Source organism: Xanthobacter dioxanivorans, assembly GCF_016807805.1.
GTDB classification, from domain to species: Bacteria; Pseudomonadota; Alphaproteobacteria; order Rhizobiales; family Xanthobacteraceae; genus Xanthobacter; species Xanthobacter dioxanivorans.
The window spans coordinates 528459-550076 of the sequence record NZ_CP063362.1 but is presented as its reverse complement, the minus strand read 5'-3'; the positions used below and the strand labels follow the sequence as shown (position 1 = coordinate 550076).

At 63.7% G+C, this 21618-nt stretch carries 23 protein-coding genes and 2 pseudogenes; 10 read left to right on the top strand and 15 right to left on the bottom strand.

The annotated features are described in order from the left end of the window. The first annotated feature begins 4 nt into the window (after positions 1–4). From EZH22_RS02640 to bktB, 5 genes are read left to right on the top strand one after another with little or no spacing between them, the layout of a single operon-like run. Positions 5–508, top strand: coding sequence for an acetyl-CoA carboxylase biotin carboxyl carrier protein subunit (locus tag EZH22_RS02640; protein ID WP_203194250.1), 504 nt, complete (start codon positions 5–7; stop codon positions 506–508). A gap of 3 nt (positions 509–511) precedes the next feature. After that, positions 512–2119, top strand: coding sequence for an acyl-CoA carboxylase subunit beta (locus EZH22_RS02635; RefSeq protein ID WP_203194249.1), 1608 nt, complete (start codon positions 512–514; stop codon positions 2117–2119). Positions 2120–2121: 2 nt separating this feature from the next. Continuing rightward, on the top strand, positions 2122–2736 hold the full coding sequence (locus tag EZH22_RS02630) for a 2-hydroxychromene-2-carboxylate isomerase (RefSeq protein ID WP_203194248.1): 615 nt from the start codon (positions 2122–2124) through the stop codon (positions 2734–2736). Beyond that, positions 2733–3536: an enoyl-CoA hydratase-related protein gene (locus EZH22_RS02625; protein ID WP_203194247.1), complete on the top strand. Its 804-nt coding sequence runs from the start codon at positions 2733–2735 to the stop codon at positions 3534–3536. The genes EZH22_RS02630 and EZH22_RS02625 overlap by 4 nt, the downstream gene beginning before the upstream one ends. Before the next feature lie 38 nt (positions 3537–3574). After that, the gene (bktB, locus tag EZH22_RS02620; protein ID WP_203194246.1) at positions 3575–4753 is read left to right on the top strand and encodes a beta-ketothiolase BktB; all 1179 of its coding nucleotides are present in this window, start codon (positions 3575–3577) and stop codon (positions 4751–4753) included. A gap of 4 nt (positions 4754–4757) precedes the next feature. Here bktB and EZH22_RS02615 read toward each other — a convergent pair whose 3' ends face one another. Then, positions 4758–5336 (bottom strand): AraC family transcriptional regulator ligand-binding domain-containing protein, encoded by a 579-nt coding sequence (locus EZH22_RS02615; protein WP_231711606.1) that lies wholly within the window; start codon positions 5334–5336, stop codon positions 4758–4760. After that, positions 5258–5515, bottom strand: coding sequence for a hypothetical protein (locus EZH22_RS31595; protein ID WP_231711271.1), 258 nt, complete (start codon positions 5513–5515; stop codon positions 5258–5260). The genes EZH22_RS02615 and EZH22_RS31595 overlap by 79 nt, the downstream gene beginning before the upstream one ends. 344 nt (positions 5516–5859) lie before the next feature. Here EZH22_RS31595 and EZH22_RS02610 point away from each other — a divergent pair, with 344 nt between their 5' ends. Beyond that, the gene (locus tag EZH22_RS02610; RefSeq protein WP_203194245.1) at positions 5860–7290 is read left to right on the top strand and encodes a DUF1254 domain-containing protein; all 1431 of its coding nucleotides are present in this window, start codon (positions 5860–5862) and stop codon (positions 7288–7290) included. 234 nt (positions 7291–7524) lie between these two features. Here the strand turns inward: EZH22_RS02610 and EZH22_RS02605 are convergent, their stop codons facing one another. The 11 genes and pseudogenes from EZH22_RS02605 to EZH22_RS02555 form a co-directional block, all read right to left on the bottom strand. Further along, entirely contained in the window at positions 7525–8808 is a 1284-nt protein-coding gene (locus tag EZH22_RS02605) for a TRAP transporter large permease (RefSeq protein WP_203194244.1), read from the bottom strand. After that, positions 8805–9395 carry a TRAP transporter small permease subunit gene (locus EZH22_RS02600; protein ID WP_203194243.1) on the bottom strand — a complete coding sequence of 197 codons (591 nt, stop codon included), beginning with the start codon at positions 9393–9395 and terminating at the stop codon, positions 8805–8807. Before EZH22_RS02600 ends, EZH22_RS02605 begins: the two co-directional genes overlap by 4 nt. Positions 9396–9503: 108 nt before the next feature. After that, positions 9504–10565 carry a TRAP transporter substrate-binding protein gene (locus tag EZH22_RS02595; RefSeq protein ID WP_203194242.1) on the bottom strand — a complete coding sequence of 354 codons (1062 nt, stop codon included), beginning with the start codon at positions 10563–10565 and terminating at the stop codon, positions 9504–9506. Between the two features lie 92 nt (positions 10566–10657). Further along, positions 10658–11137 carry a RidA family protein gene (locus tag EZH22_RS02590; RefSeq protein ID WP_231711270.1) on the bottom strand — a complete coding sequence of 160 codons (480 nt, stop codon included), beginning with the start codon at positions 11135–11137 and terminating at the stop codon, positions 10658–10660. Beyond that, entirely contained in the window at positions 11134–12201 is a 1068-nt protein-coding gene (locus EZH22_RS02585; RefSeq protein ID WP_203194241.1) for a glutamate cyclase domain-containing protein, read from the bottom strand. Before EZH22_RS02585 ends, EZH22_RS02590 begins: the two co-directional genes overlap by 4 nt. Before the next feature lie 11 nt (positions 12202–12212). Continuing rightward, a pseudogene (locus EZH22_RS02580) lies at positions 12213–13201 on the bottom strand (threonine/serine dehydratase). Positions 13202–13283: 82 nt separating this feature from the next. Beyond that, complete coding sequence (locus EZH22_RS02575; protein ID WP_203194240.1) at positions 13284–14180, bottom strand: LysR family transcriptional regulator; 897 nt, start codon at positions 14178–14180, stop codon at positions 13284–13286. A 431-nt stretch (positions 14181–14611) separates the two neighbouring features. Beyond that, on the bottom strand, positions 14612–14887 hold the full coding sequence (locus EZH22_RS02570; RefSeq protein ID WP_231711269.1) for an LA2681 family HEPN domain-containing protein: 276 nt from the start codon (positions 14885–14887) through the stop codon (positions 14612–14614). Positions 14888–14984: 97 nt separating this feature from the next. Then, positions 14985–15836: an MBL fold metallo-hydrolase gene (locus EZH22_RS02565; protein ID WP_203194238.1), complete on the bottom strand. Its 852-nt coding sequence runs from the start codon at positions 15834–15836 to the stop codon at positions 14985–14987. Between the two features lie 21 nt (positions 15837–15857). Then, positions 15858–16184, bottom strand: a complete 327-nt coding sequence (locus EZH22_RS02560) for a hypothetical protein (RefSeq protein WP_203194237.1) — start codon at positions 16182–16184, stop codon at positions 15858–15860. 6 nt (positions 16185–16190) lie between these two features. Then, positions 16191–16736 (bottom strand): sugar ABC transporter, encoded by a 546-nt coding sequence (locus EZH22_RS02555; protein ID WP_203194236.1) that lies wholly within the window; start codon positions 16734–16736, stop codon positions 16191–16193. 169 nt (positions 16737–16905) lie between these two features. Between EZH22_RS02555 and EZH22_RS02550 the strand changes: the two genes are divergently transcribed. Next, entirely contained in the window at positions 16906–17805 is a 900-nt protein-coding gene (locus EZH22_RS02550; RefSeq protein ID WP_203194235.1) for a LysR substrate-binding domain-containing protein, read from the top strand. A gap of 9 nt (positions 17806–17814) precedes the next feature. On the opposite strand, the pseudogene EZH22_RS02545 reads toward EZH22_RS02550, so the two are convergent. Both EZH22_RS02545 and EZH22_RS02540 read right to left on the bottom strand, forming a co-directional pair. Next, a pseudogene (locus EZH22_RS02545) lies at positions 17815–18053 on the bottom strand (DUF3363 domain-containing protein); the annotation flags it as partial. A gap of 151 nt (positions 18054–18204) precedes the next feature. Then, positions 18205–19167 carry an AraC family transcriptional regulator gene (locus EZH22_RS02540; protein WP_203194234.1) on the bottom strand — a complete coding sequence of 321 codons (963 nt, stop codon included), beginning with the start codon at positions 19165–19167 and terminating at the stop codon, positions 18205–18207. A 222-nt stretch (positions 19168–19389) separates the two neighbouring features. Between EZH22_RS02540 and EZH22_RS02535 the strand changes: the two genes are divergently transcribed. Genes EZH22_RS02535 through nicT form a run of 3 tightly spaced genes read left to right on the top strand, consistent with a single transcriptional unit; the run spans position 19390 to position 21550 of the window. After that, the gene (locus EZH22_RS02535) at positions 19390–19596 is read left to right on the top strand and encodes a hypothetical protein (protein WP_203194233.1); all 207 of its coding nucleotides are present in this window, start codon (positions 19390–19392) and stop codon (positions 19594–19596) included. Then, on the top strand, positions 19593–20417 hold the full coding sequence (locus EZH22_RS02530) for a DUF4331 family protein (RefSeq protein ID WP_203194232.1): 825 nt from the start codon (positions 19593–19595) through the stop codon (positions 20415–20417). Before EZH22_RS02535 ends, EZH22_RS02530 begins: the two co-directional genes overlap by 4 nt. Positions 20418–20428: 11 nt before the next feature. After that, the gene (nicT, locus tag EZH22_RS02525) at positions 20429–21550 is read left to right on the top strand and encodes a Nickel transporter NicT (protein ID WP_203194231.1); all 1122 of its coding nucleotides are present in this window, start codon (positions 20429–20431) and stop codon (positions 21548–21550) included. The last annotated feature ends 68 nt before the right edge of the window (positions 21551–21618 follow it).

The following is a 21618-nucleotide window of genomic DNA, read 5'->3' as shown; positions in this document are numbered from 1 at the left end:
GGTCATGACATTGAAGCTGAAGCTGGAGGACGGTGTCCACGAGGTGGAGATCGTCGCCCGCCGGCCGCACCTCACGGTGCGCATCGACGGCCGCCTCCACACCATCGCCGATCTCGGCCCGGCCGGCGACGGATCCGGCGCCATCACCTTCGACGGCGCGCGCCTCCCGTTCGAGCGCATCGCGAGCACCGGTACCACGCTGGTGCGCATCGACGGGCGCACTGTCGCGGTGGACGTGGTCGATCCCTTCGACGAGGGCGCGGGCCCGGGCAGCGGCCGGGACGAGATCCTCGCGCCCATGCCCGGCGCTGTCGTCCACGTCCACAAGGCGGCGGGCGACCCGGTGATCCGGGGAGAGGCCGTCCTCACCATCGAGAGCATGAAGCTGCAAACGACGCTGGTGGCGCCCCGCGACGGCGAACTCGTCGCCGTGCTGAAGGGCGATGGCGACACCTTCGAGAAGGACGAAGTGGTCGCGCGCCTGGCGCCGGCAGAAGGAGATCAATAGGTCATGCGTGTCATCCGCTCGATGATCGACACCGCGGGCGCCGACTTCCGGCGCAACGCCGCCCATAACCGGGACCTGGTCGCCCGCTTTCGCGAGCGGCAGGACGCCGCGCGTCACGCCCGGCCGCAGCGGGATCTGGAGCGCCTCGCCCGCCAAGGCAAGATGCGCCCACGCGAGCGCATCGAGAAGCTGCTCGATCCGGGGACGCCGTTTCTCGAATTGTCCTCGCTTGCCGCCAACATGGCCTATGAGGGGGATTCTCCTTCCGCCAGCTCCGTCACCGGCATCGGCGTCGTCTCCGGCCGCGAGGTGATGATCCGCTCTGACGATTCCACCGTGAAGGGCGGCGCCTGGTATCCGCTCACGGCCAAGAAGATCGTCCGGGCCCTGGAGATCGCCATGGAGAACCGCCTGCCGGTGGTTCACCTGTGCGATTCCGCGGGCGGCTTCCTCCAGCTCCAGTCGCAGGTGTTCCCCGACAAGCACATGGCGGGACGCATCTTCCGGAACCAGTCCCACCTCTCGCGGCTCGGCGTGAAGCAGCTCGCCCTCGTGTTCGGCCATTGCACGGCCGGAGGCGCCTATATTCCCGCGCTGTCGGACTACAGCGTCATCGTGCGCAGCACCGGCGCCGTCTTCCTGGGTGGTCCGCCGCTGGTGCGTGCCGCCACCGGCGAGGAGGTGAGCGTCGAGGAGCTTGGTGGCGCCGACATGCATACCAGTGTCAGCGGCACCTGCGACTACCCCGCGACGAGCGAGGACGAAGCGATCCATATCGGCCGGGAGATCGTCGCCCAGTGGGACCGTCCGACGAGGTGGAACTGCCAGCAGGAGACGCCGGAGCCGCCGCTCTACGATCCCCAGGAGATCTACGGGATCGTTCCCGACGACATCAAGAAGCAGTTCGACATGCGCGAGATCATCGCCCGCATCGTCGACGGCAGCCGCTTCCACGAGTACCAGCCCGCCTACGGCACGACCCTCATTTGCGGCTTCGCCAACATCTGGGGCTTCAAGGTGGGCATCCTTGCCAACAACGGCGTGCTGTTCAACGATTCCTCGCTGAAGGGTGCCCATTTCATCGAATTGTGCAACCAGAACAATACGCCGCTCGTCTTCCTCCAGAACATCACGGGCTACATGATCGGCCGCGAATACGAGCGGCGCGGCATCACCAAGGACGGCGCCAAGATGATCATGGCGCAGAGCTGCTCGCGGGTGCCAAAATTCACCGTGATGTGCAACGGCTCGTTCGGCGCCGGGAACTACGGCATGTGCGGGCGGGCGTTCGACAGCCGCCTGCTTCTCACCTGGCCGAACCACCAGATCGGCGTCATGGGCGGCGACCAGGCCGCCAATACCCTCGCCGAGGTGAAGGCCAACCAGATGCGCCGCAACGGCGGCGAGGTGGATGCCGAGGTGCTGGAGCGGGTGTGGGAGGATACCCGAGCCGCCTATCAGGACCAGCTCTCGGCCTACTACTCCACCTCCGAGCTCTGGGACGACGGCATGATCGATCCTGCGGACACGCGCAACGCGCTGGGCATCGCCATCTCCGCCTCGCTCAACGCACCGCTCGGCGAGCCCGGCTACGGCGTGTTCCGCTTCTGACCATGGCGGCGCCGATCCGCTTCTATTTCGATTTCGCCTCGCCCTATGCGTGGTTCGCGCTGAACGGCATCGAAGGGCTGGCGCGGGAGCATCGGCGCAGCATCGCGTGGCGACCGGTCCTGCTGTGGGCCGTGCTCAAGGCCCAGGGGATCCCGGCTCCCCTGGATGCACCGGCCCGGCGCGGCTATCTGGTCGCCGACATGGTGCGATCGGCCGCATTCCACGGGGTCCCCTTCGCCTTGCCGGAACGATTGGGCGTTTCGACTCATCTTGCAGGACGTCTGTTCTATGCCCTGACGGAGACACGCCCGGAAATCGCGCCGCACATCGCGCACGCGCTCCTGCATGCGCATCTCGTCGAAGGCCGGTCGCTGGCGGAGGCGGCGGTGGTGCTCGAAACCGCCGCGGCCTTTGGGATGACCGAGGCATCCGCGCGCGCGACATTGGCCGATCCAGGGACCAAGCGGCGCCTCGCGGCCGCAGTGGATGAAGCCGTGGCCGCCGGCGTGTGCGGATCGCCCTATTTCGTGGTGGACGGCGAGGGATTTTTCGGCGCGGACCGTCTGCCGCAGATCGCATGGCGGCTCGCGGGAGGCAATCGGAGGGAGCCCGCATGAGCGACTACGAGGACGTGACCTACGAGAAGACCGGCGCGGTGGCGCGCCTGACGGTCGCCCGGCCAGGGCGCCTCAACGCCTATCGCGACCAGACGGCGGACGAGCTGAAAGCGGCGTTCGCCCGCGCCGAAGCGGATCCGGACGTGCGCTGCGCGGTGCTGACGGGCGAAGGCCGCGCCTTCGGCGCCGGCTACGACCTCTCCTCCATCGCGCCTGACACCCTCCCTGCGCTCGACGCCGTGCTCGAGGATCACTTCAACCCGCTCGTCCGCCAGATGCGCGATTCACGCCTGCCCATCGTGGCGATGGTGAACGGCCCGTGCGCGGGAGCGGCTGTCGGCATCGCATTGGCCACCGACATCGTGGTTGCCGGGCGGTCGGCCTATTTTTACCAGCCTTTCGCCGGCCTTGCGCTGGTGCCGGACGCGGGCAACTCGGCCTTCCTGACCCACCTGTCCGGGCGGGTTCGCGCCGCAGGCATGATGCTGCTCGGCGAGAAGATATCAGCGGAGGAGGCGTTGAGCTTTGGGCTCGTGTGGCAGGTGCATGACGACGCAGCGCTGGCCCAGGAAGCGGAGATGATCGCCACCCGCCTCGCCACCCTCGATCCGGGCGCGGTCGCCGCCACCAAGCGCCTCATTCGCCATGCCTCCGACAGCGTTCTTTCCGCCCAGCTCGATCTCGAGCGGGATCTCCAGGGCGAGCTCGGTCGCCAGCCTCCGGTACACGCCGCCATTGCCGCGTTCTTTGCAACAAAGGGCGGGCGGAGCGGTTCGGCCAGCGCAGCGGCATCCTCCTGACACTTAAGACCGTCCCCTCTCCTCAGCCGAGATATCCCATGAGCCAGATCGTGTTTCTCTCCGGGGCCCGCACACCCATCGGAAGCTTCGGGGGAACGCTGAAGGACGTTCCGCCCACGACGCTCGGCGCCCATGCCGCCAAGGCGGCCATTTCCCGCGCCGGCATCGCTCCCGAGGAGGTGGGCCATGCGGTGTTCGGCAACGTCATTCATACCGAGCCGCGGGACATGTATCTGTCCCGCGTGATCGCCATGGAAGCTGGCGTGCCGAAGGACGCGCCGGCCCTGACGGTCAATCGCCTGTGCGGCTCCGGCCTGCAGGCCATCGTCAGCGCGGCCCAGATCATCCGCCTCGGGGATGCCTCAATCGCCCTTGCAGGCGGCGCCGAGAGCATGAGCCGCGGCGGCTATCTCCTGCCGGCGGCGCGCTGGGGGCAGCGGATGGGTGGCGCCGAGGCGGTGGACATGATGCTCGGCGTGCTCAACGATCCATTCGGCCACGGCCACATGGGGGTGACCGCCGAGAACGTCTCGGAGCGTTACGGCATCAGCCGCGCCCAGCAGGACGAAGCCGCGGTCGAGAGCCACCGGCGGGCCGCGGCGGCGGTGGCGGCCGGCCACTTCGCTAAGCAGATCGCGCCGTTCGGGGTCGTAACCCGCAAGGGAACGGTCTTGTTCGACACCGACGAGCACTTCCGGGCCGACGCAAGCCTCGACGACATGGCGAAGCTGAGGCCAGCGTTCAGGAAGGGCGGGACCGTCACCGCGGGCAACGCCTCCGGCATCAATGACGGAGCAGCCGCCGTGGTGCTGGCGGATGCGGATGTGGCCCGCGCGCGGGGTCTTGAGCCGCTGGCGCGTCTCGTCTCCTATGGCTTCTCGGGCGTCGACCCGTCGGAGATGGGGATGGGCCCGGTGCCTGCGGTCCGGATCGCGCTGGAGAAAGCGGGGCTGAAGGTCGAGGAGCTGGACGTGGTCGAGTCCAACGAGGCCTTTGCGGCGCAGGCCTGCGCGGTGTCCAAGGCGCTTGGCCTCGACCCGGCCAAGGTGAACCCCAATGGCGGGGCGATCGCGCTCGGCCATCCGGTGGGCGCGACCGGCGCGGTTCTCGCCATCAAGGCCATCTACGAGCTGCATCGCACGGCCGGGCGTTATGGGCTCGTCACCTTGTGCATCGGTGGGGGGCAAGGCATTGCCGTCATTGTCGAGCGTTGCTGACGGGTCACTTGCGGCGTGCGGTGAACAAACTGGCAGGCGGCATCATACTGAATTGGAAAGCGCCAACGATACCGGTTGTCCTCGAGGTCGCCCCACAGCGTCTTCTGGATGCCGGTGCGAAGTTGCAGCCGTCTCGCCGGATCGGGCCGGGGAGCGGCAGCGCCATGTCGCGCGCCGAGACCTCCACGGCGGTATGCTCCTGATCAAACAGGGTGGTGGTCTTCAGGGCGCTGCGATAGGGCGCAATATTGATAGGCTGGCCCACGCTCGCCGGCGTGGACAGCGGGTCCGCGCGGCCGCCGGTGAGCGAGCGGACCATGTTGCATCCGATGGCCAAGACCAGATCATTGATCTGGCGGCCAGCTCCGGGGAAGGCGTACAGCCCGTAGCCGAGAAGAGTGTCGTCGCCGATATTCTGCAGATAGACCATTGCACCGCGCGAATAGCTGATCTGAAGACCGACATAGTCGCGAAACGCGTCGCCAAGCGTCGGCGCACTGGCCATCATCTCGCCGATCGGGCCGAGAGCGCGGTGATCGTTGCGCGCGCCGACGAGGAGCCCGAGATGCGGGCAGCGCGCCAGATGGCCGACCGCTCGACGAGGGCGGAGAGGGCGGGATAGGGAAATCTCGGATCCGGCACGAGCTGCGAGGGTTCGATGCCCGAGCCCGCAAAGGCCTCATCAAGGCTGACACCCTGTTTGTTGAGCAGGTCCGGCAAGGCCGCGAGCGGCCCGACGCGCTGGGACGGAACATTGTTCAAATTCGGTCGCCCCTGTCCTCTTAAAGCAAGCGGCAGCAATTTACCTAAGCTATGGCTTACCCCCTCGACAAGGCGGTCGCGACCCGAATCCCCTGAATAAAGGGAAACATTGCTTCACGACTGCATGTCATCAAACGGAAATATGCAGCTGATCTTGACACAAGCTCTTGATGGCCTCCGCGCGCGGCCTGGCGGCGCCACGAGGAGTAGACGTTTCCTTACGCCCGCCCTACCGTCGTGCGGCTCCCGATTCACGTGACCGAATGCCCGGTGGATAATGATGACCGTCTCTGTCGCTGAATGAGCCTCGCGACGTTCCCGCCATGACATTGAGGAAGCATGTGATGATACTCTCGCGCCGCACCCTGCTGCTGGGCGGAACCGCCTTCGCGCTCGCCGCCACCCATCAGGGCGCTCTGGCCTGGGACGGACCGCTGTTCGACCTCGTCGAGGGCACCGAGGATTTCAAGGCCGCCTCGGACGCCTATGTCTACGGCTATCCGCTGGTGACGATGGAATATACCCGCCGCGTCATGACCAATGTCGCAGCGCCGGAGGGCATGCGCGCCCCGATGGGTACCATCATCAAGGCGCGTTCCTATCCCGACGCGGCGTTCCGCGATGTGACGGCGCCGAATGCCGACACGCTCTACACCACCGCTTTCTTCGATGTCGGGGCCGAGCCCTGGGTGATCAGCATCCCGGACATGAAGGGCCGCTATTTCCTGCTGCCGTTCCTCGACGGCTGGACCAATGTGTTCCAGGTGCCCGGCTCCCGCACCACCGGCACCGGTGCGCAGACCTTCCTCGTCACCGGCCCCGGCTGGTCCGGCAAGGTGCCGGACGGCATGGTGCGGCTGAAGTCGCCGACCAGCATGGTGTGGATGCTCGGGCGCATATATTGCTCCGGCACGCCGGAGGATTATGCTGCCGTCCATGCGCTGCAGGACCAGTTCAAGCTGTTCCCGCTGAGTGCGCTCGGCAAAGACTACACCCCGCCGGCCGGCAAGGTCGATCCCGCCATCGACATGAAGACCTCGGTGCGTGATCAGGTGAATGCGCTTACCGCGACCGAGTATTTCACGCTGCTCGCCGAGCTGATGAAGACCAATCCGGCGGCGGCCAAGGATGAGCCGGCGCTGGAGCGCTTCAAGGACATCGGCCTCGTGCCGGGTCAGAGATTTAATGCCAAGGCGATCAACGCCCGCTGGGAGAAGCGCCTGCCGCAGCTCTCCTTCGATCGCATCATGCTGCACTTCAAGTTCAGCGACGGCGATGTGAAGGACGTGAATGGCTGGGGCTACACCATCAAGACCGGCCTCTACGGCACCGATTATCTCCAGCGCGCGCTCATCACCGCCATCGGCCTCGGCGCCAATCGCCCGCAGGACGCGGTCTACCCGACCTCGCTCAAGAACAAGGCCGGCGACGAATATAGCGGCGCGAACAAGTACCAGCTGCGCTTTGCGGCCGGCCAGCTGCCGCCGGTGAAGGGCTTCTGGTCGCTGACCATGTATGACGCGAACATGTTCTTCGTCGCCAACCCCATCAACCGTTACTCGATGAGCGTGCGCACCAATCCGGTGTACGAGCCGGATGGCTCGCTGATCATCTACATACAGAACGAGAGCCCCGGCGCGGGGAAGGAAGCCAATTGGCTTCCCGCGCCGAAGGACCGCTTCAACCTGATGATGCGCCTGTATTGGCCGGACGAGAATAACCCGTCGATCCTCGACGGCTCGTGGGTCATCCCGGCTGTCAGCAAGGTGAGCTGAAGCGAAATGATGCGATCCAGCGCGCTTGCCGGCGTGGCGACGTGTTCGCTGCGCTTGTGACGACGGGCCGCCCCCTTTGTGATGCGCGCCATTCTCAGTCGCGAAGCGCGCCTCGCATCGTTCGCCGCCTTCTCCAAACGGATAAAACCATCCGCGAGTTCGAAGGTCTTGCGCAATACGCCCGGCCTGGGCCGCCGCCCGCCCCATTGGCGCGGGCGGAAACGCACAGGCCGGCTAACGCATGCTCCGAGGCAGCCACAAGGCCAGATCAGGCCATGCGTAGAGCAGGAAGACGAAGCCGATCATCACCAGAACGAACGGCGCCGTGCCCAAGATCACGTCGGCCATAGGCCCGCGTTTCCGCAAGCTCTGAACCACAAAGAGATTGAGCCCGACGGGGGGCGTGATGAGGGCGATCTCCATCAACAGCACGATGATGATACCTGTCCAGACCGGATCGAACCCGGCAGCGGCGAGGATCGGCGCCACGATGGGAACCGTCGCGACCATCATGGACAGCGTCTCCATGAACATGCCGAGCACGAAATAGAAGGCGACCACGAGGCAGAACAACTCGAACGGCGTGAGCGCCATTCCCGTGATCCAGGTGCTGACCGCCGCCGGCAGGCCAGTGGCGCCGAACACGAGGTTCAGGAAATAGGCTCCGATCATCACCGCCATGATCATGGCGGACGTGCGCATGGTGCCCTCGAACGCCGACAGGATGACGCGGAGGGAGAGGCAACCGTAAAGAGCGGCGATTAAGGCCGTGGTGACTACGCCGAGGGCCGCTGCTTCGGTCGCGGTTGCCCAACCCATATAGATCGAGCCGATGACCGCCAGAAAGATAACCAAGGGCGGGAGAAGGTCGGGCAGCGCGTGCAGGCGATCGCTCCAACTGGCGCGGGTCTGCGTTCCGCCCCATTCGGGACGCCACAGGCAGAGAACGACGACCAGGAGGGAGAAGAAGCCCGCCAGCAGGAAACCAGGCAGGATTCCGGCAAGGTAAAGCCGAGGGATCGATGTCTCCGTCAGCACACCGAAGAGGATCAGGTTGACCGAAGGCGGGATGAGGATGCCAAGCGTGCCGCCTGCGGCAATGGTTCCGAGGAAGAGACGCTCGTTATAGGAATTCCTCTTCACTTCCTGGAGCGCCACGGTCCCGATGGTCGCGGCGGTGGCAACGCTGGAGCCCGAGGTGGCCGCGAACATGGCGCAGGCTGCGATATTCGAGTGCATCAGGCCGCCTGGCAGCCAGGGCATCCACAAGACCAGCGCTGAATACATGCGCGAGGCGAGGCCCGAGCGCAGCAGCAGTTCTCCCAGCATCACGAACAAAGGGATGGCGATAAGCAGGAAGTTATTGGTGACGGTCCAGGAGATTTCGGCGATAGCAAAATGCAGCGGAAGCGGCGAATAAAGACCGGACAGGATCAGTCCCGTGATCGCCAGGGTCGCCGCGACGGGGATGCCCATGAAGAGCAGGCTGAGAAGGCTCAAGAGAGAAGCGAAGATCATGCGCCGGTCCTCAGCTGGGGCGTTGCGCCCTCCAGTTCCTCATGGACTTCCTCGTCCGCGCTCTTCATGCTGATGAGGGGGGCCGCCTCGGCGCTTCGGCCGCTGGCGATTAGGCTGAGGGCCGCAATCATCAGCACGATGTCCGTGGCGAGGAACATGGCGAGGCCCACCAGCCAGATGGTCTGGGGAATGACCATGGGAACCTGAAGAGCGGATGTCGAACGCGCCTCGCTGAACCACGACTGCGCAACCATTTCGAGGCCGTAATAGAAGATCAGGGCGAAGACGAGGAAGAAGGCCGATAGCGCCGTCAGATCGAGCAGAAGGCGCACGGCGCCCGGAAAATAGCCATAGGCGGTGTCGACCCTGATATGGGCCCGATCGAGCAGCGCACCGGCCAGCGCCCATGTCGTAGAGACCGCGAGGGCGAAGCGGGCCAACTCGTCCGTCCCGTCGATGGCATGGTTGAAGAGCGCACGCAGCAGGATATCGCAGGAAACAAGCAGCGCGGTCGCGGCGATGACACAGCCGCCGAGCCACAGGCCGCTCCTTGCGACGGCGCGGGTTAAGTCAAGCAGGCGCAACATTGCAAGCCCTCCTTCGCCGTGCAAGACGGCAGGAATTCCGCAGAAGGAAACATAAGAACCGCATACGATCTGCCCCATGCCCGCCGAAGCCGAGCATGGGGCAGAAGGTTAGTTCGCGGACATCTTCACGCCGGCTATAGTCCCGATCCGGTCGTTCCATTCCGCGACACAGGCCGCGCCGCACCGCTTGGCCCAACCGGGCAGCACGGTCTTCGCCACGATCTCGCTGGCCCGCTTCATGTCCGCCTCGGAGGGTTCAACCAGCGTGACCTTGGTCGGCTTGCCGAGCTTGCATCCCGGCTTTCCGGTGCTGCAGATGGCGGCCTGATCAATGCTCTGGGCGAGCGTCTCCCACATCTTGTCTTCGTATGCCGCGAATTCCTTGGTCAGGAACGCCTTGGTCTCGGGCGGCAGCGCGTCCCAGCGCTTCTTGTTGACCGTCACCACGTTGAAGCTCCAGCCCAACGGCAGCATGAAGACGGACTTGGTCACTTCCGGCCAGCCGGCGGTGTTGCCGGACAGCGAGCCCGTTACCGCGCAATCGACCACGCCATTGCTCAGCGCGGGCACCACTTCCGAGAAGGCAATGGATACCGACGTCGCGCCAAGGCCGGTCACGAAATCGCGCAGCGTATTGTTGAAAACGCGGATCTTCTTGCCCTTCAGGTCTTCGATCGACTTAACCTCGTCGCGGCACCAGAGGACCTGGGGCGTGCTGGCGCCGATGGCCAGGAGTTTGGTGTTCCAGCTGGCCTCCATCCGGCGGTCGAGCACGTCGCGATAGGCGGAGCAGGCCGCACGTGCCTTCTTCATATCGGGGAGTGCGCCGGCCAGGTCACACGCCTCGAAACGCGGATCGTCGCCGGCCATCTTGGTGATGTCCATGCCGGCGAAATCCATCACGCCCAGTTTCATCAGTCGCAACAAGGACTGGTCGTCGAGCCCCATCTGCTCGATGGGCGTGAGGTCTGCGGTCAGCTTGCCTTTGGAGTCCGCAGGCAGCGTCGTGGTCCAGAAAGGCTTTTCATCATAGATCGCCACCGGAATGGTCGAGGCTATGCCGACAACTTTGAAGTGATCGGGTTTCAACTCCTGCGCCACGACGGGCGTAGAAAGCAGCGAGGCGAGCAGAACCGAGTGTGCGAGCACGCCGGAAAGCAAACGTTTCATCAAAGGACTCCTCTGTCAGGTTTCAGTTTCTTTTTTAGGCCCGGGTCGGGTCAGAGCCGCCCCGGGCTGGGCGCTGGCGAGAGCCGGGCCAGTCACGCGATCTCAGCGATTGCCTCGATCTCCACCGCCATCCCCGAGGGCAGGGAGTGGGTGCCGGAAGCGATCCGCGCATGGGGGCCAGCGGCCCCCAGCACCTCGCAAAGGAGGTCCGATGCCGCGTTCAGCACCTTGGCCTGATCGCCAAAATCCGCCACGCAGCGGACCAGTCCCGCGACCCGGATCATGCGGACGACACGATCAAGGTCTCCGCCGCAGGCATGCCGAAGCTGTGCGAGAATGTTGAGAGCACAAAGCTGTGCTGCCTTGCGTCCTTCATCGAGCCCGAGATCTCCGCCGAGGACCCCCTGATAGACCAACTGCCCCATGAGGCGTGGACCTTGTCCCGCCACGAAGACCAGATTGCCGCTGCGTTGATAGGGCAGATAGTTGCCCTGGGGTGGATTCACGGGGGGCAATGTGTAGCCGAGTTCCGCCATCCTTCGGCCCACGTTTCCCACGAGCGTCTCCGTCATTTCAGTTGCCTCCAGTCCCCGCCGTCGCCCTTCCAGCCGACGACCCGGCCGGCGAGGCGTTCCAGCGTGTTGCGCAGGGTGGTGACGAGTCCTTCCCATTCGGCGGCGGAGATGCCGTCTACCGCAGGCTCCGGTCCCATGAACATGCCGTCCACGCCGCCGAAGGACACGCACTGCTCGATACAGCGCCGTTCCAGGGCACCGTCATGAAAGACGGAGGGTTTGCCGAGATAGGCCGAGAGGGCCGCGATCAGGCCGGTGGCGCCCCAATTGGAGACGTTGGAGACGATGAGGAGATCGGCCGCCGTTGCCGCGGCGACGCCACCCCGGCCGGGCGTGCCACAATCCTTCGCCTTGGGGGAGAAAGTCTTGAGCTTCTCGGCGACCACGCCCATGCCCAGTTCGTTGCCGCCGTCGCCAATGGCAACGAAGGGCACGCCCTCGGCCTTGGCACGCCGGAAGAACTGGTCGTAATCCGCCACCATGCCATCGAGGGGGCGCCCGCCGAGCCCGTGATACAGCCCGTTGTCATTGGCGCCCGGCCGCTCGATCGCGATGACCAGAGAGGGCTTTGTCACGTCGAGCAGGGCGTCCGTGACGGCCTTGCAGCCGGCCTCGTCCTTGGGCGTGCCGCGGATGTAGACGGGACGGATGAAGGCCAGCGGATGGATGACCCCATCGTCAGGAAAGGGCAGTGGGGCGAGGCCGGCACCGCGGCAGGTTCCCTCCATCATGCCGACCCAATTCTCATCGGTCAGAATGACAGTCTCGATGCCGAGACCCAGGAACAGAGCGCGTGCCAGAAGGGCGGCGCCGACCGGCCCATCGGTTTCGGGCACGCCGGCTCCTTCGGGAAATCCGGTGGCGATGACGACGGGTCCGCCCTGGGCGCGCACCCGCGCGCAGATCAGCTCCGCCGCCCGCATGCAGGCCGGCCCTGGCTGACGCTCCTGAAGGGCCTGGTACAGTCCGGCTATCAGCCCGACGCCGGTGAGGTCCACGGTCATGAAATCCTCGATGACCTGAGCAACCAGTCGGCCTTTGCCACTTTCGTAATCAAGCATTGCCATATGCCTCAAGCCACGTCGGTGATGTACGTGGCGAACTTGTCGGGGTCCGTGTTGGCGCCGCTCAGGACAATGCCGACCGTCTTGCCCTTCATATCGAGCTTGCCTGCGAGTAGCGCTGCCAGAGGAGCGGCGCCGCCAGGCTCCACCACCAGCTTCAGGTCGGTGAAAGCGAAGCGCAGTGCTGCTTTCACCTCCTTATCGGAAACAGACAGACCGCCGGCCAGATGGCGCTGGCACACGGGGAAAGTCAGTTCGCCCGGCACGGGAACCAGAAGAGCATCGCAAATGGAGGCTCCGTCAGCGGGTGCACGGACCCGCTCAGCCGCCGCGAGGGAGCGGGCCATACCGTCGAAACCCTCGGGTTCGACGCTGAAGATCCGCGTGTCCGGCGAGACGCTGTGAACACCGCAGGCGGCGCCTGAGACGAGCCCCCACCCGAGCAGGCGAACAGGGCCACGTCGAGAGGCATGTCCGCGCGTGCGGCCTGTTCGGCGAATTCGGCGCCCAGCGTCGCCTGCCCGGTCATAACATAGGGGTCGTCATAGGGAGGAACGATCACCGCTCCGGTCTCGGCAGCGATCCTGGCGCCGATCTCTTCGCGGATCTCCTTTGTCTTGTCGTAGAGACGAACCGTGGCGCCATTGGCGCGCACGCCCTCGATCTTAGCCTTGGGCGCTTCCTGCGGCATCAGGATGGTCGCCTTGATGCCCAATTCCTTGGCCACGTAGGACAGGGCCAAGCCGTGGTTACCCGACGACCACGCCACTACGCCGCCCGCGCGCTGCTCTTTGCTGAGCTGGAGCACACGGTTGAGGGCGCCGCGAAACTTGAAGGAGCCGGCTCTCTGCAGCGTTTCCGGCTTAATGAGGATCCTCGCTCCGAGAAGACGGTTCAGGGCCGGCGACTCCACCAGAGGCGTGTGCACCGCGTAGGGGGCAATCCGCTCGCGCGCCGCAGCGATCAGGCTCGCATCTGGCTCGAAATAGGCACTCATCGTCATCTCCACATCGCGGGATGCGGACATGTGACGACGGTGTGAAGTTCGAGTAAAATTATATAAATGTATGCTTGCGCATTCAAAAAATGGATACTGCCGCGTTTCCGGCAACCTTTACGGCGATGGCAGAGAGATCCTCCAGCACCTCTGCGCCAACCCCCAGCAGGTAAAAGGCGAAGAAGCGCAGCGGAGGCAGCTCGATGTCGCTGTCCTGCGCTACCAGCGCCTTGCGCTCCAGCGATGGCGAGAAAGCCCCTTGAGCCACAAGGGCGATTCCGATGCGGTCGATGGCCATGCGCTCGATGGTCGAGAGCGAGGCATTGGTGAAGATACGGGGGCGCTGTTCCGTGATCTTGAATAACAGATCCCGCAGATGTGTGTAGGGATAGGCATTGCGGGGGTAGGTGAGGACCGGGAAGCGGCGTAGCTGATCGACCGTCAGCGTATTGTTCGGTATAAGGCCGGGCGCCGCGTAGAAACGGAGCGGATAGTTGATCAGGTGATGGCAGGCCATTCCGTCGATCGTGGCCGGGCCCAGCATGAAGGCCATGTCCAGCTCGCCATCCTGCAGCGCCGCCATCATGGACGAGGTGATGTCCACCGAAATCTCGAAGTCAATATTGGGATAGCGCTGATGGGAGGCCTCCAGAAAGCGCGAGAGCCACGTCTGGACAATGGTTTCCGATACCCCAAGTCGGATCGTCTGCCGGGTTCGATGGGAAGCATCGAAATCCCGGTCGAGGTTGGCGACCTGCCGGAGGATCAGTTCCGCGTGCTGGAGAAGCGCCTGACCGTCGAGGGTCAGCGAGATCGGCTTGGTGGCGCGATTGATGAATTGCCGTCCGTACTGCGCCTCAAGCGCAGAAATACGCTGCGACACGGTCGGTTGCGTGGTGTTCAGCTTATCCGCTGCACGCGAAAAGCTACTAAGCTTCGCCGCCCAGTAGAAAATTTCTATACTTCTGATATTAACCATGAATCTTCATATGCATTTGATCCACTCCAACGCAAATGGAATCGATTTTTGGAAGGGGTGAACGAGAGGCGTCACCTACAATGGTGGTTCGCCATACTGCCCGCCGAAAGGCGGCACTGGCAAGTGAGATGCTCGCGATTTGCGCCAGCCTCTTCTAAGGGCAGGCGCCAGCATGTGCAGTGACCGCCGCGAAAGAGGTCGCTCATCTTTTTGACGCGCGCCGGACTCGGCTGGTGCCACGTCGCTGGCCGATCGGTTCACGCTCGTGCCGACGTGCTGCAGCAAATCATCAGCGCCCGAACGACGACAGCGCTAGCCATTATAGCTCCTCGCACTCCTCGCACTCTAGGAGACCGCTCGGCTCACCCATTTAATATTACTACAGCGAAAAATATAATGATAAGCTCTATCGGGTATGATCCGTCGTCAAATTATCGCGTAGCATAGTGCATGACGTGGATCGCCTTGGCTTCGAGTTCATCGCTATCGATCGCGATGCCGAACCCATTGTTATTCTTTCCATTGAGCATAAATGGCTTGGCCCAGCCTTCGCTCGCACGCAGATAGGTGTGCCCAAGTGCATTGCGGAACACGTGCAGTTCACGAGCATCAGCCGCCGTAACCTGCTTAAGTTGGTCGTCAAACAGTTGCTTCGATAACCAAAACACACCGCGCAGTGGCAGCAGGCGCGCCTTGTTTTCGACCATCCACACGTTTTTGGCGCTAATCCTGTCCGGCACCTTGCCCAAGGCTCAGTCGCGATCGACGAGAAAGGCGACCTTGTCGAGCAGGGAATAGGCAACGTCAATCCGGCGCGGCCATTTCGTAAGCAACGCGGTAGCTTGCTCCTCTTCGTTCGACTTGAGCGAAACCGAGTTCACCAAGATGCATCCCTGCGATCAGAAGTCGTTCCGAACTGGCAAGATCCAGGAGCCTTTTTCGTGTCTCGGCGGCGAGATATGCATCCTGATCGAACGCGATCGACACCTCCGGGCGTGGAACCTGAATCTGGGGGAAATGAACGATGTCGCCCCAGACCAGCAGATTCTGGCCGCCGGATTCGAGCCGGTAGCCGGTGTGTCCGGCGGTATGTCCCGGCAGCGGCATCGCTGTGATGCCGGGCAGCACCTTGCCGCCCTCAAAAGTGCGCAGCCTGTCGCGATAGCCGTCGAACGCCTGCCGCGCCACAAGGAAGTTGCCACGGGCGCGCTCGGGCGCGCGGCTCAGATTGCCGTCATCCTGCCAGAACGCGACTTCCCGATGGTGAGCGACAAGCTCGGCGTTCGGGAAGACGGCCGCTCCTGAAGCGTCCATCAGCCCCCCGACATGATCTGGATGGGCATGGGTCAACAGGATCGCGTCGATCTCGAAAGGCTGGATGCCAGCAAGCAGCAGATTGGTTTTCAATCGACCGCCCCACTGCTTGAAACCACCTGCTCCTGTGTCGATCAGGACCCTGCGACCGCCTCCGCGCACAAGGTAGCAGTTGATATGGATTGAGGTGTGATCCTTTATCCCCGCATTTTCCTGCATGCGAGAGGCGTCGGCCGGGTCGATATTCGCGAGGAAATCGAAACTGGCGTGGAGATAGCCATCGCTGACGGCGGTGATTGTTAAATCGCCGATCTTTTGGGTGGGAAATGTAAGGATAGACATCGTTTTTCTCCTGGCATCAGCTCAATTCCGCGCGTGAATGCTCGACGCTGCATGGCCAAAGCAGCGGATGCGCGCGGTGAGGCCGATATTGCTCTTTATGGTGTCGTCCAGCCCTTCCATGAACCGTTCCATGACCGGCGGCGTCCGAAATGGTTCAAGGCGATATTGAATTTCCGCGAAGGCCGGGTGCCCCCGGCCGTGCCGGACAGCAACATAGACGATATGCACATTCTCCAATGCGGCTCGAAGAATGCCCGTGCAGAGTTCGGTGCATTGCTCCGTGAGGTCTGCGAGGGCTTCATCCGGCGGCATCCTGTCTGCGGGAATGAAGATCGTGACATTCGGCATCGGGATCTACCGTGCCTTCCCAGCAGCAGCGTCACCGTCACTCGTCAATTGCGCCGTCATCGGTGCATAGACATGGACACCTTCCGGTAGATGCTCGATGTCAGGCGTCTTGCTGCGCTCTACCGTGGCGAGCCAGCGATATTCCGGAAATTTCTCCATAGCGACCGCATGCAGCGCATATGGGGTGAGGCCCAGCCGGATCAGAGGCTCGGGGCCTTCCGCACTCAACACCAGATATTCGCCCTCACCAATGGCCGGCGCTCGGTCGACACCGTCATAGAGGTTCCGGTGCCAGTCGGTGATGTGCTGCTGCCAGCGTGCGAAATTGCCGCCGCCCTTCAGGCGGTATTCCTCGCCCGTCAGAATATCGAGGCCGTCTATCGAATGAAGGGCGAGATAGACCGGGCAGCCACCGCTCAGCGCCTTGAAACGCTGCGAAGTGTGGAAGCCGCTCACCGAAATGAGCGCTGGCAGCTTGTCCAGGCTGTAAAAGTCGTTCCATTCCGCTTCGCTGCCCGGATCGGCAAAGCTGCATTCCACCGTATAGATCATCGCATCACCTTCGACCGCAAGCGGGGGGCTTGCGGCCTTGTCTATCGTTGATATTTTATCATGATAGGCCTCCAGTTATCGCCTATATAACGACAGCGGATCATGCTTCAGTGACCAAATATCAAGGTGACGGCGGATCGAATGCCGACCCATCCTGTCAGGAGCCGTCATGCGCCGCAAAATTCCCAGCAATTCCGCACTCATGGCGTTCGAAGCGTCGGCGCGTCATGGAAGCTTTGCTCGCGCTGCCGACGAACTGGCCCTGACCGAAGGGGCGATCAGCCGCCAGATCGGCCGGCTGGAAGCGTTCCTTGGCGTTACGCTGTTCGAGCGGGTCGGCAATCGTGTTCGGCTTTTGCCGAATGGAGAGCGTTATGCCGTTCAGGTTCGCGAGTCCCTGGACCGGCTGGAGCGCGACAGCCAATATCTGATGGGGCAACCCAGCGATGGCGCAAGTATCGACGTCGCCACGATCCCGACCTTCGCGGTGCGCTGGCTCATTCCTCGCCTGGCACGGTTCCGGGAGAAACACCCGAACATCATCGTGCATCTTACTGAGCGGATGGAGCCGTTTGTGCTTGCCGGAAGCGGTTTCGATGCTGCGATCCATTTCGAGCATCCCGCATGGACGGGAATGAGAACGCACCGGCTGTTGCACGAGACGCTGGTCCCGGTTTGCCATCCGGCGCTTCTCGGTAAAGGTGAAGGAACGGTATCCTTGGATGTACTGCCGCTCCTTCATCGACGTCAGAACCCGGACGCCTGGCAACGCTATGCGCAGGAAACCGGGATCATGCTGACCAATCCTGCGGTTGGTGCCCGTTACGATCTCCATGCCATGCAGATCGAAGCCGCGTTGGCTGGCCTCGGCGTTGCGTTGGTGCCGCGCCTGTATATCGAAACCGAGTTAGCAGAAGGTCGCTTGGCCGCGCCTTGGCCTGACGGTGAGTCGATCTCCAAGACCTTCTGCCTCGTCCTGCCGGAGCCGATCCGATTGAGTGACGCTCCAATACAGGTGTTCGCGAACTGGCTTATCAATGAAGCCCGGTCGTCAAACCCAATGTTATGATGCCGGCCGTTACCTCCATTGCAATCCGAGCCCACTCTGCCGCCCTGACTGCCAAGAAACCGATCCAGTCTGCCAACGCCGCTGACCTTACGTCCAAGCTGACGATTAATAACCGGCCGCCACGGGACGAGCGTGAACTCGCGGGACTTTTCGACGACGGCGAACTTGCCGCTCGATAGCTGCACTGTCCCGGTGAGGGTGCCCGCGACGCTTTCGCCATCGGCGGCAGCTTGGAAAGGCTTCGCTCTCTCCTGAGCGAGCGCCGCGCCGGTAGGTGTGGCTTCTGCATGGTGCGGACAATGTCGCCGCGTTCACCCATCCCGCGCATCACCCGATGGGCGGCGTGACCGTTCTCGCCGAGACCGCCTTCGAGACCGCTGCTTCCGGCGGCTGGGCACGTCATTCCCTCGATTGGCGGCGCCATCTTCCGGGAGACAAGCCGATGAGCCGCCCAAACAGCGTGGTGAAATGCGCCTGGCTGCTGAAACCGGCGAGCAGGGCGATTTCCGCCAGGGATCGGTCGCTGTCGCGAAGCATCGTCTGCGCATAGGCGATCCGCCTGTGCAGCACATAAGCGTAGGGCGTCACCCCCGTGGCCTCGCGAAACTGGGCGCCGAAGCGGATGCGGCTGAGCTCGGCGGCGCGGGCCATCTCGTCGAGCGTCAGAACCCGGTCGAGATGCGCCTCGATATAGTCCTTTACCCGCTCCAGCCGCCAGGCGGCGAGCGCCCTGCGAGGGGCCTCCGGTCCGCCGAGCGTGCCGCAGAGCGAGACCAATCGCGTCACCAGGGCGATGCCGACGCTTTCGGCGATGACGGGAGCCAGCTGGTCGTCCCGCCTGTCGATATCCACCAACGAAAGCATCAAGCGTAACAATGAGACGTCATTGATGATGGACGCCGTGCAAAGCGGCGCATCGTCCTCCCTATGTCTCGGGAACAGGCTGTCCCAACATTCGCTAATCAATGCCGGCGGCAGATACACCCGGAGAACATCGGATGCTTCGCGGTAGGAAGCTCGGCATCCATGCTCGCGCGGCCCCGTCACAAGCAGGGTGGAGGCCGGGAGCAGGCCATCGACCACACGGCGTAGGCCCCAATGGAACGTCGCTGCTGTCGACCGCAACGCTATCGAGACGACGTGACAGGCTTCGACCTCCCCGGCAGCAACTTCCAGCGGCGCTTTCCCCACCCAGCGCGACAGCGTGATGTCGCGGGCGGACGTGGTGCCATCGGGATGGGTCGGTCGCCGACGCCAGCGGTGCTCTTGCAATACCAGCGGAGAACGGGAAGGGCGATCGATGATGTCGATTGCGACGGGCGGTGCTGTGGCAGTCGCCAGTGAGCCTTCAACGTGCTTCATGCGCCGATCAAGCCATGCCGGCAGCCCCGCGGTCTTTTCCCGGCTTGCCGCGTTCTTGACCGATCTTGCGCCGGCTCGTCCTCCGCGCTGACAAGTCCCGATGCGGTCCAGCAAGCCCGATAACCATCGTGGAATAGGGACGGACGGCACGGCGCAATACTCCGGCATCGATCTCAAGTAGGCGGCGCGCCTGCGCCACCTACTCCTTTAGCGAGCCTCCCCATGTCGCATCATCTCGATTCACCCCTCGCCCGCCAGGACATCCGCCTCGACATCACCGACCTGTATGTCTTCCGTGGCGAGACCGGCACCGTCCTCGCCATTAATGTCTGCCATTCCATCTTCGGGTCCATCCCGAGCCGGGCTATCACCCCGAGGGCCGGTACGAGTTCAAGGTCGATCTCAACGGCGATGCCGTCGAGGACTTGACTTTCCGTCTCGCGTTCGGCGCGCGCGACGCAACCGGCGGGCAGAGCTGCGTACTCCGCCGGCTTGCGGCCGCCGAGGCGAGCGATCCCCGGGCTGATGGCGAAGTGATCGCGCAGGGCCGCACGGGAAAGACCGTCCCCGGCCCCGACGGCCTACGCTTGTGGGCCGGAAAGGCGGGCGATCCATTCTGGATCGAGCCCGACGTGCTGCACGCCGTCGGCCATGCCTTCCAAGACGGTACGACCGTGAACCTGATGGGTTGGAATCCCAGAAAAGCTCGGAACCTGTTCGCCGGCCACACGGTCTACTCCATCGTATTGGAGGTGCCGGACGCCGAGTTCGCTGCCGCACCCGGAAGCCGGATCGGCGTCTGGGCGGTCGCCAGCCTCGCCACCGATGCCGGTGGCTGGCACGCGGTCAATCGCGTCGGCCTGCCGATGATCCATCCCCTGTTCACCCAATATGACGAGGATCTCGGCAACCGGCTGAACGCTGGCGTCCCCACCGAGGATTTTGCCGCCCATGGTGCTCGGGTTGCCAAGGCTGTTGCCGATGTCGTCGCCGCCTACGGCACCTCGGTGGATCCTGTGGGCTATGGCGTGGCACTCGCCCATCGCTTCTTCCCCAAACTCCTGCCCTATGTGGTTGGCACCCCAGCGACCTTCGGCTTCGATGGCTGGAACGGTCGTTCGCTGATCGATAACGCGCCGGACGTCATGTTCAGCCTGGCGGCAAACACGCCGATCGCACTCGGCATCGGCCGTGAATCGGTCTCGCCGAAACCGATTGACCGTTTCCCCTACATGCCGCCTGTGGCCTGAGGCCCCCCACGATGAAGATGCTGAGGCCGCGCATGTATCGCCTCCCAACCACTAGAGCCACCGCGCCGATCGGCGCGGTGGCCACCATCGTTCTGCTGCACGTCGCTGGCTGGGGGCTGCTATTTGCCATCATCGGCACCACTCCCATCCACACAGCGACTTCAGGTCCGGGCGGACTCGCATTCAGTGTCGGGCTCGGTCTGACAGCCTATCTGCTTGGCGTTCGTCACGCCTTCGACGCCGACCACATCGCCGCTATCGACAACACCACGCGCAAGCTGCTGCAGGAGGGGCGGCAGCCAGAGACGGTCGGCTTCTGGTTCGCCAGCGGCCATTCTACCGTGGTTCTCCTGCTGACTTTGCTGCTCGCCTTCGGCGTCAGGGCACTTGCCGCACCGGTCCTCGATGACGGCTCGACGTTGCACCGCGTGACCAGCCTCATCGGCACGCTGGTGTCCGGTGGCTTCCTCTATGCCATTGCCATACTTAATCTTGTTGTATTGGTCGAGCTGTGGCGCGCCGGACAGGGCCTGAGCAGCGGCGCACCGGACGAGGCGGAGATTGAGCGCCGGCTCACCCGCCGTGGCCTTTTTTCCCGGCTGATCGGCCGTGTCGCCGGCGTGGTGCACCGTCCCCGGCATATGTATGCCGTCGGTCTACTCTTCGGCCTCGGATTCGACACCGCGACGGAGGTTGCCCTGCTGGTGCTGGCGACCTCCGGGGCCGCCGGCGGCTTGCCCTGGTACGCAATCCTGTGCCTGCCGATCCTGTTTGCTGCCGGTATGTCGCTGTTCGACACCGCGCAGGGTGTGTTCATGACTGCAGCCTATGGCTGGGCGTCAGCGCATCCGCTACGTCGCCTGCACTACAATCTCGCCATTACCGGTCTGTCGGTCATTGTTGCCCTGCTCATCGGCTCCGTCGAGATTACCGGCCTTGTCGGCGAGCGGTTCGCGCTGCATGGCGGTGCCTGGGACGTCGTTGAGGCGCTCGACATGAACGCCGTAGGCTTTGGCATCGCCGGCTTGTTCGTTACCTTCTGGCTCGTCGCAGCCTTGATGTGGGCCTCCGGGACGAGCAGAACACATCGGTGGCGGAATGCTTCCCGCCCAAGCAATGTCGAGGCAGAATAAGTTCTCCGCAGCCGCTCTGGGCGACGGCCTTTTCGCATTCGCCCGGTGACGTGAGCTCCGCACCTAAG

Excerpts from the sequence above, each read along its gene's own strand:
- EZH22_RS02640 (WP_203194250.1), top strand. The coding sequence starts at position 5 with ATGACATTGAAGCTGAAGCTGGAGGACGGTGTCCACGAGGTGGAGATC.
- EZH22_RS02635 (WP_203194249.1), top strand. The coding sequence starts at position 512 with ATGCGTGTCATCCGCTCGATGATCGACACCGCGGGCGCCGACTTCCGG.
- EZH22_RS02630 (WP_203194248.1), top strand. The coding sequence starts at position 2,122 with ATGGCGGCGCCGATCCGCTTCTATTTCGATTTCGCCTCGCCCTATGCG.
- EZH22_RS02625 (WP_203194247.1), top strand. The coding sequence starts at position 2,733 with ATGAGCGACTACGAGGACGTGACCTACGAGAAGACCGGCGCGGTGGCG.
- bktB (WP_203194246.1), top strand. The coding sequence starts at position 3,575 with ATGAGCCAGATCGTGTTTCTCTCCGGGGCCCGCACACCCATCGGAAGC.
- EZH22_RS02610 (WP_203194245.1), top strand. The coding sequence starts at position 5,860 with ATGATACTCTCGCGCCGCACCCTGCTGCTGGGCGGAACCGCCTTCGCG.
- EZH22_RS02605 (WP_203194244.1), bottom strand. The coding sequence starts at position 8,808 with ATGATCTTCGCTTCTCTCTTGAGCCTTCTCAGCCTGCTCTTCATGGGC.
- EZH22_RS02600 (WP_203194243.1), bottom strand. The coding sequence starts at position 9,395 with ATGTTGCGCCTGCTTGACTTAACCCGCGCCGTCGCAAGGAGCGGCCTG.
- EZH22_RS02595 (WP_203194242.1), bottom strand. The coding sequence starts at position 10,565 with ATGAAACGTTTGCTTTCCGGCGTGCTCGCACACTCGGTTCTGCTCGCC.
- EZH22_RS02590 (WP_231711270.1), bottom strand. The coding sequence starts at position 11,137 with ATGACGGAGACGCTCGTGGGAAACGTGGGCCGAAGGATGGCGGAACTC.
- EZH22_RS02585 (WP_203194241.1), bottom strand. The coding sequence starts at position 12,201 with ATGCTTGATTACGAAAGTGGCAAAGGCCGACTGGTTGCTCAGGTCATC.
- EZH22_RS02575 (WP_203194240.1), bottom strand. The coding sequence starts at position 14,180 with ATGGTTAATATCAGAAGTATAGAAATTTTCTACTGGGCGGCGAAGCTT.
- EZH22_RS02570 (WP_231711269.1), bottom strand. The coding sequence starts at position 14,887 with ATGGTCGAAAACAAGGCGCGCCTGCTGCCACTGCGCGGTGTGTTTTGG.
- EZH22_RS02565 (WP_203194238.1), bottom strand. The coding sequence starts at position 15,836 with ATGTCTATCCTTACATTTCCCACCCAAAAGATCGGCGATTTAACAATC.
- EZH22_RS02560 (WP_203194237.1), bottom strand. The coding sequence starts at position 16,184 with ATGCCGAATGTCACGATCTTCATTCCCGCAGACAGGATGCCGCCGGAT.
- EZH22_RS02555 (WP_203194236.1), bottom strand. The coding sequence starts at position 16,736 with ATGATCTATACGGTGGAATGCAGCTTTGCCGATCCGGGCAGCGAAGCG.
- EZH22_RS02550 (WP_203194235.1), top strand. The coding sequence starts at position 16,906 with ATGCGCCGCAAAATTCCCAGCAATTCCGCACTCATGGCGTTCGAAGCG.
- EZH22_RS02540 (WP_203194234.1), bottom strand. The coding sequence starts at position 19,167 with ATGAAGCACGTTGAAGGCTCACTGGCGACTGCCACAGCACCGCCCGTC.
- EZH22_RS02535 (WP_203194233.1), top strand. The coding sequence starts at position 19,390 with ATGTCGCATCATCTCGATTCACCCCTCGCCCGCCAGGACATCCGCCTC.
- nicT (WP_203194231.1), top strand. The coding sequence starts at position 20,429 with ATGAAGATGCTGAGGCCGCGCATGTATCGCCTCCCAACCACTAGAGCC.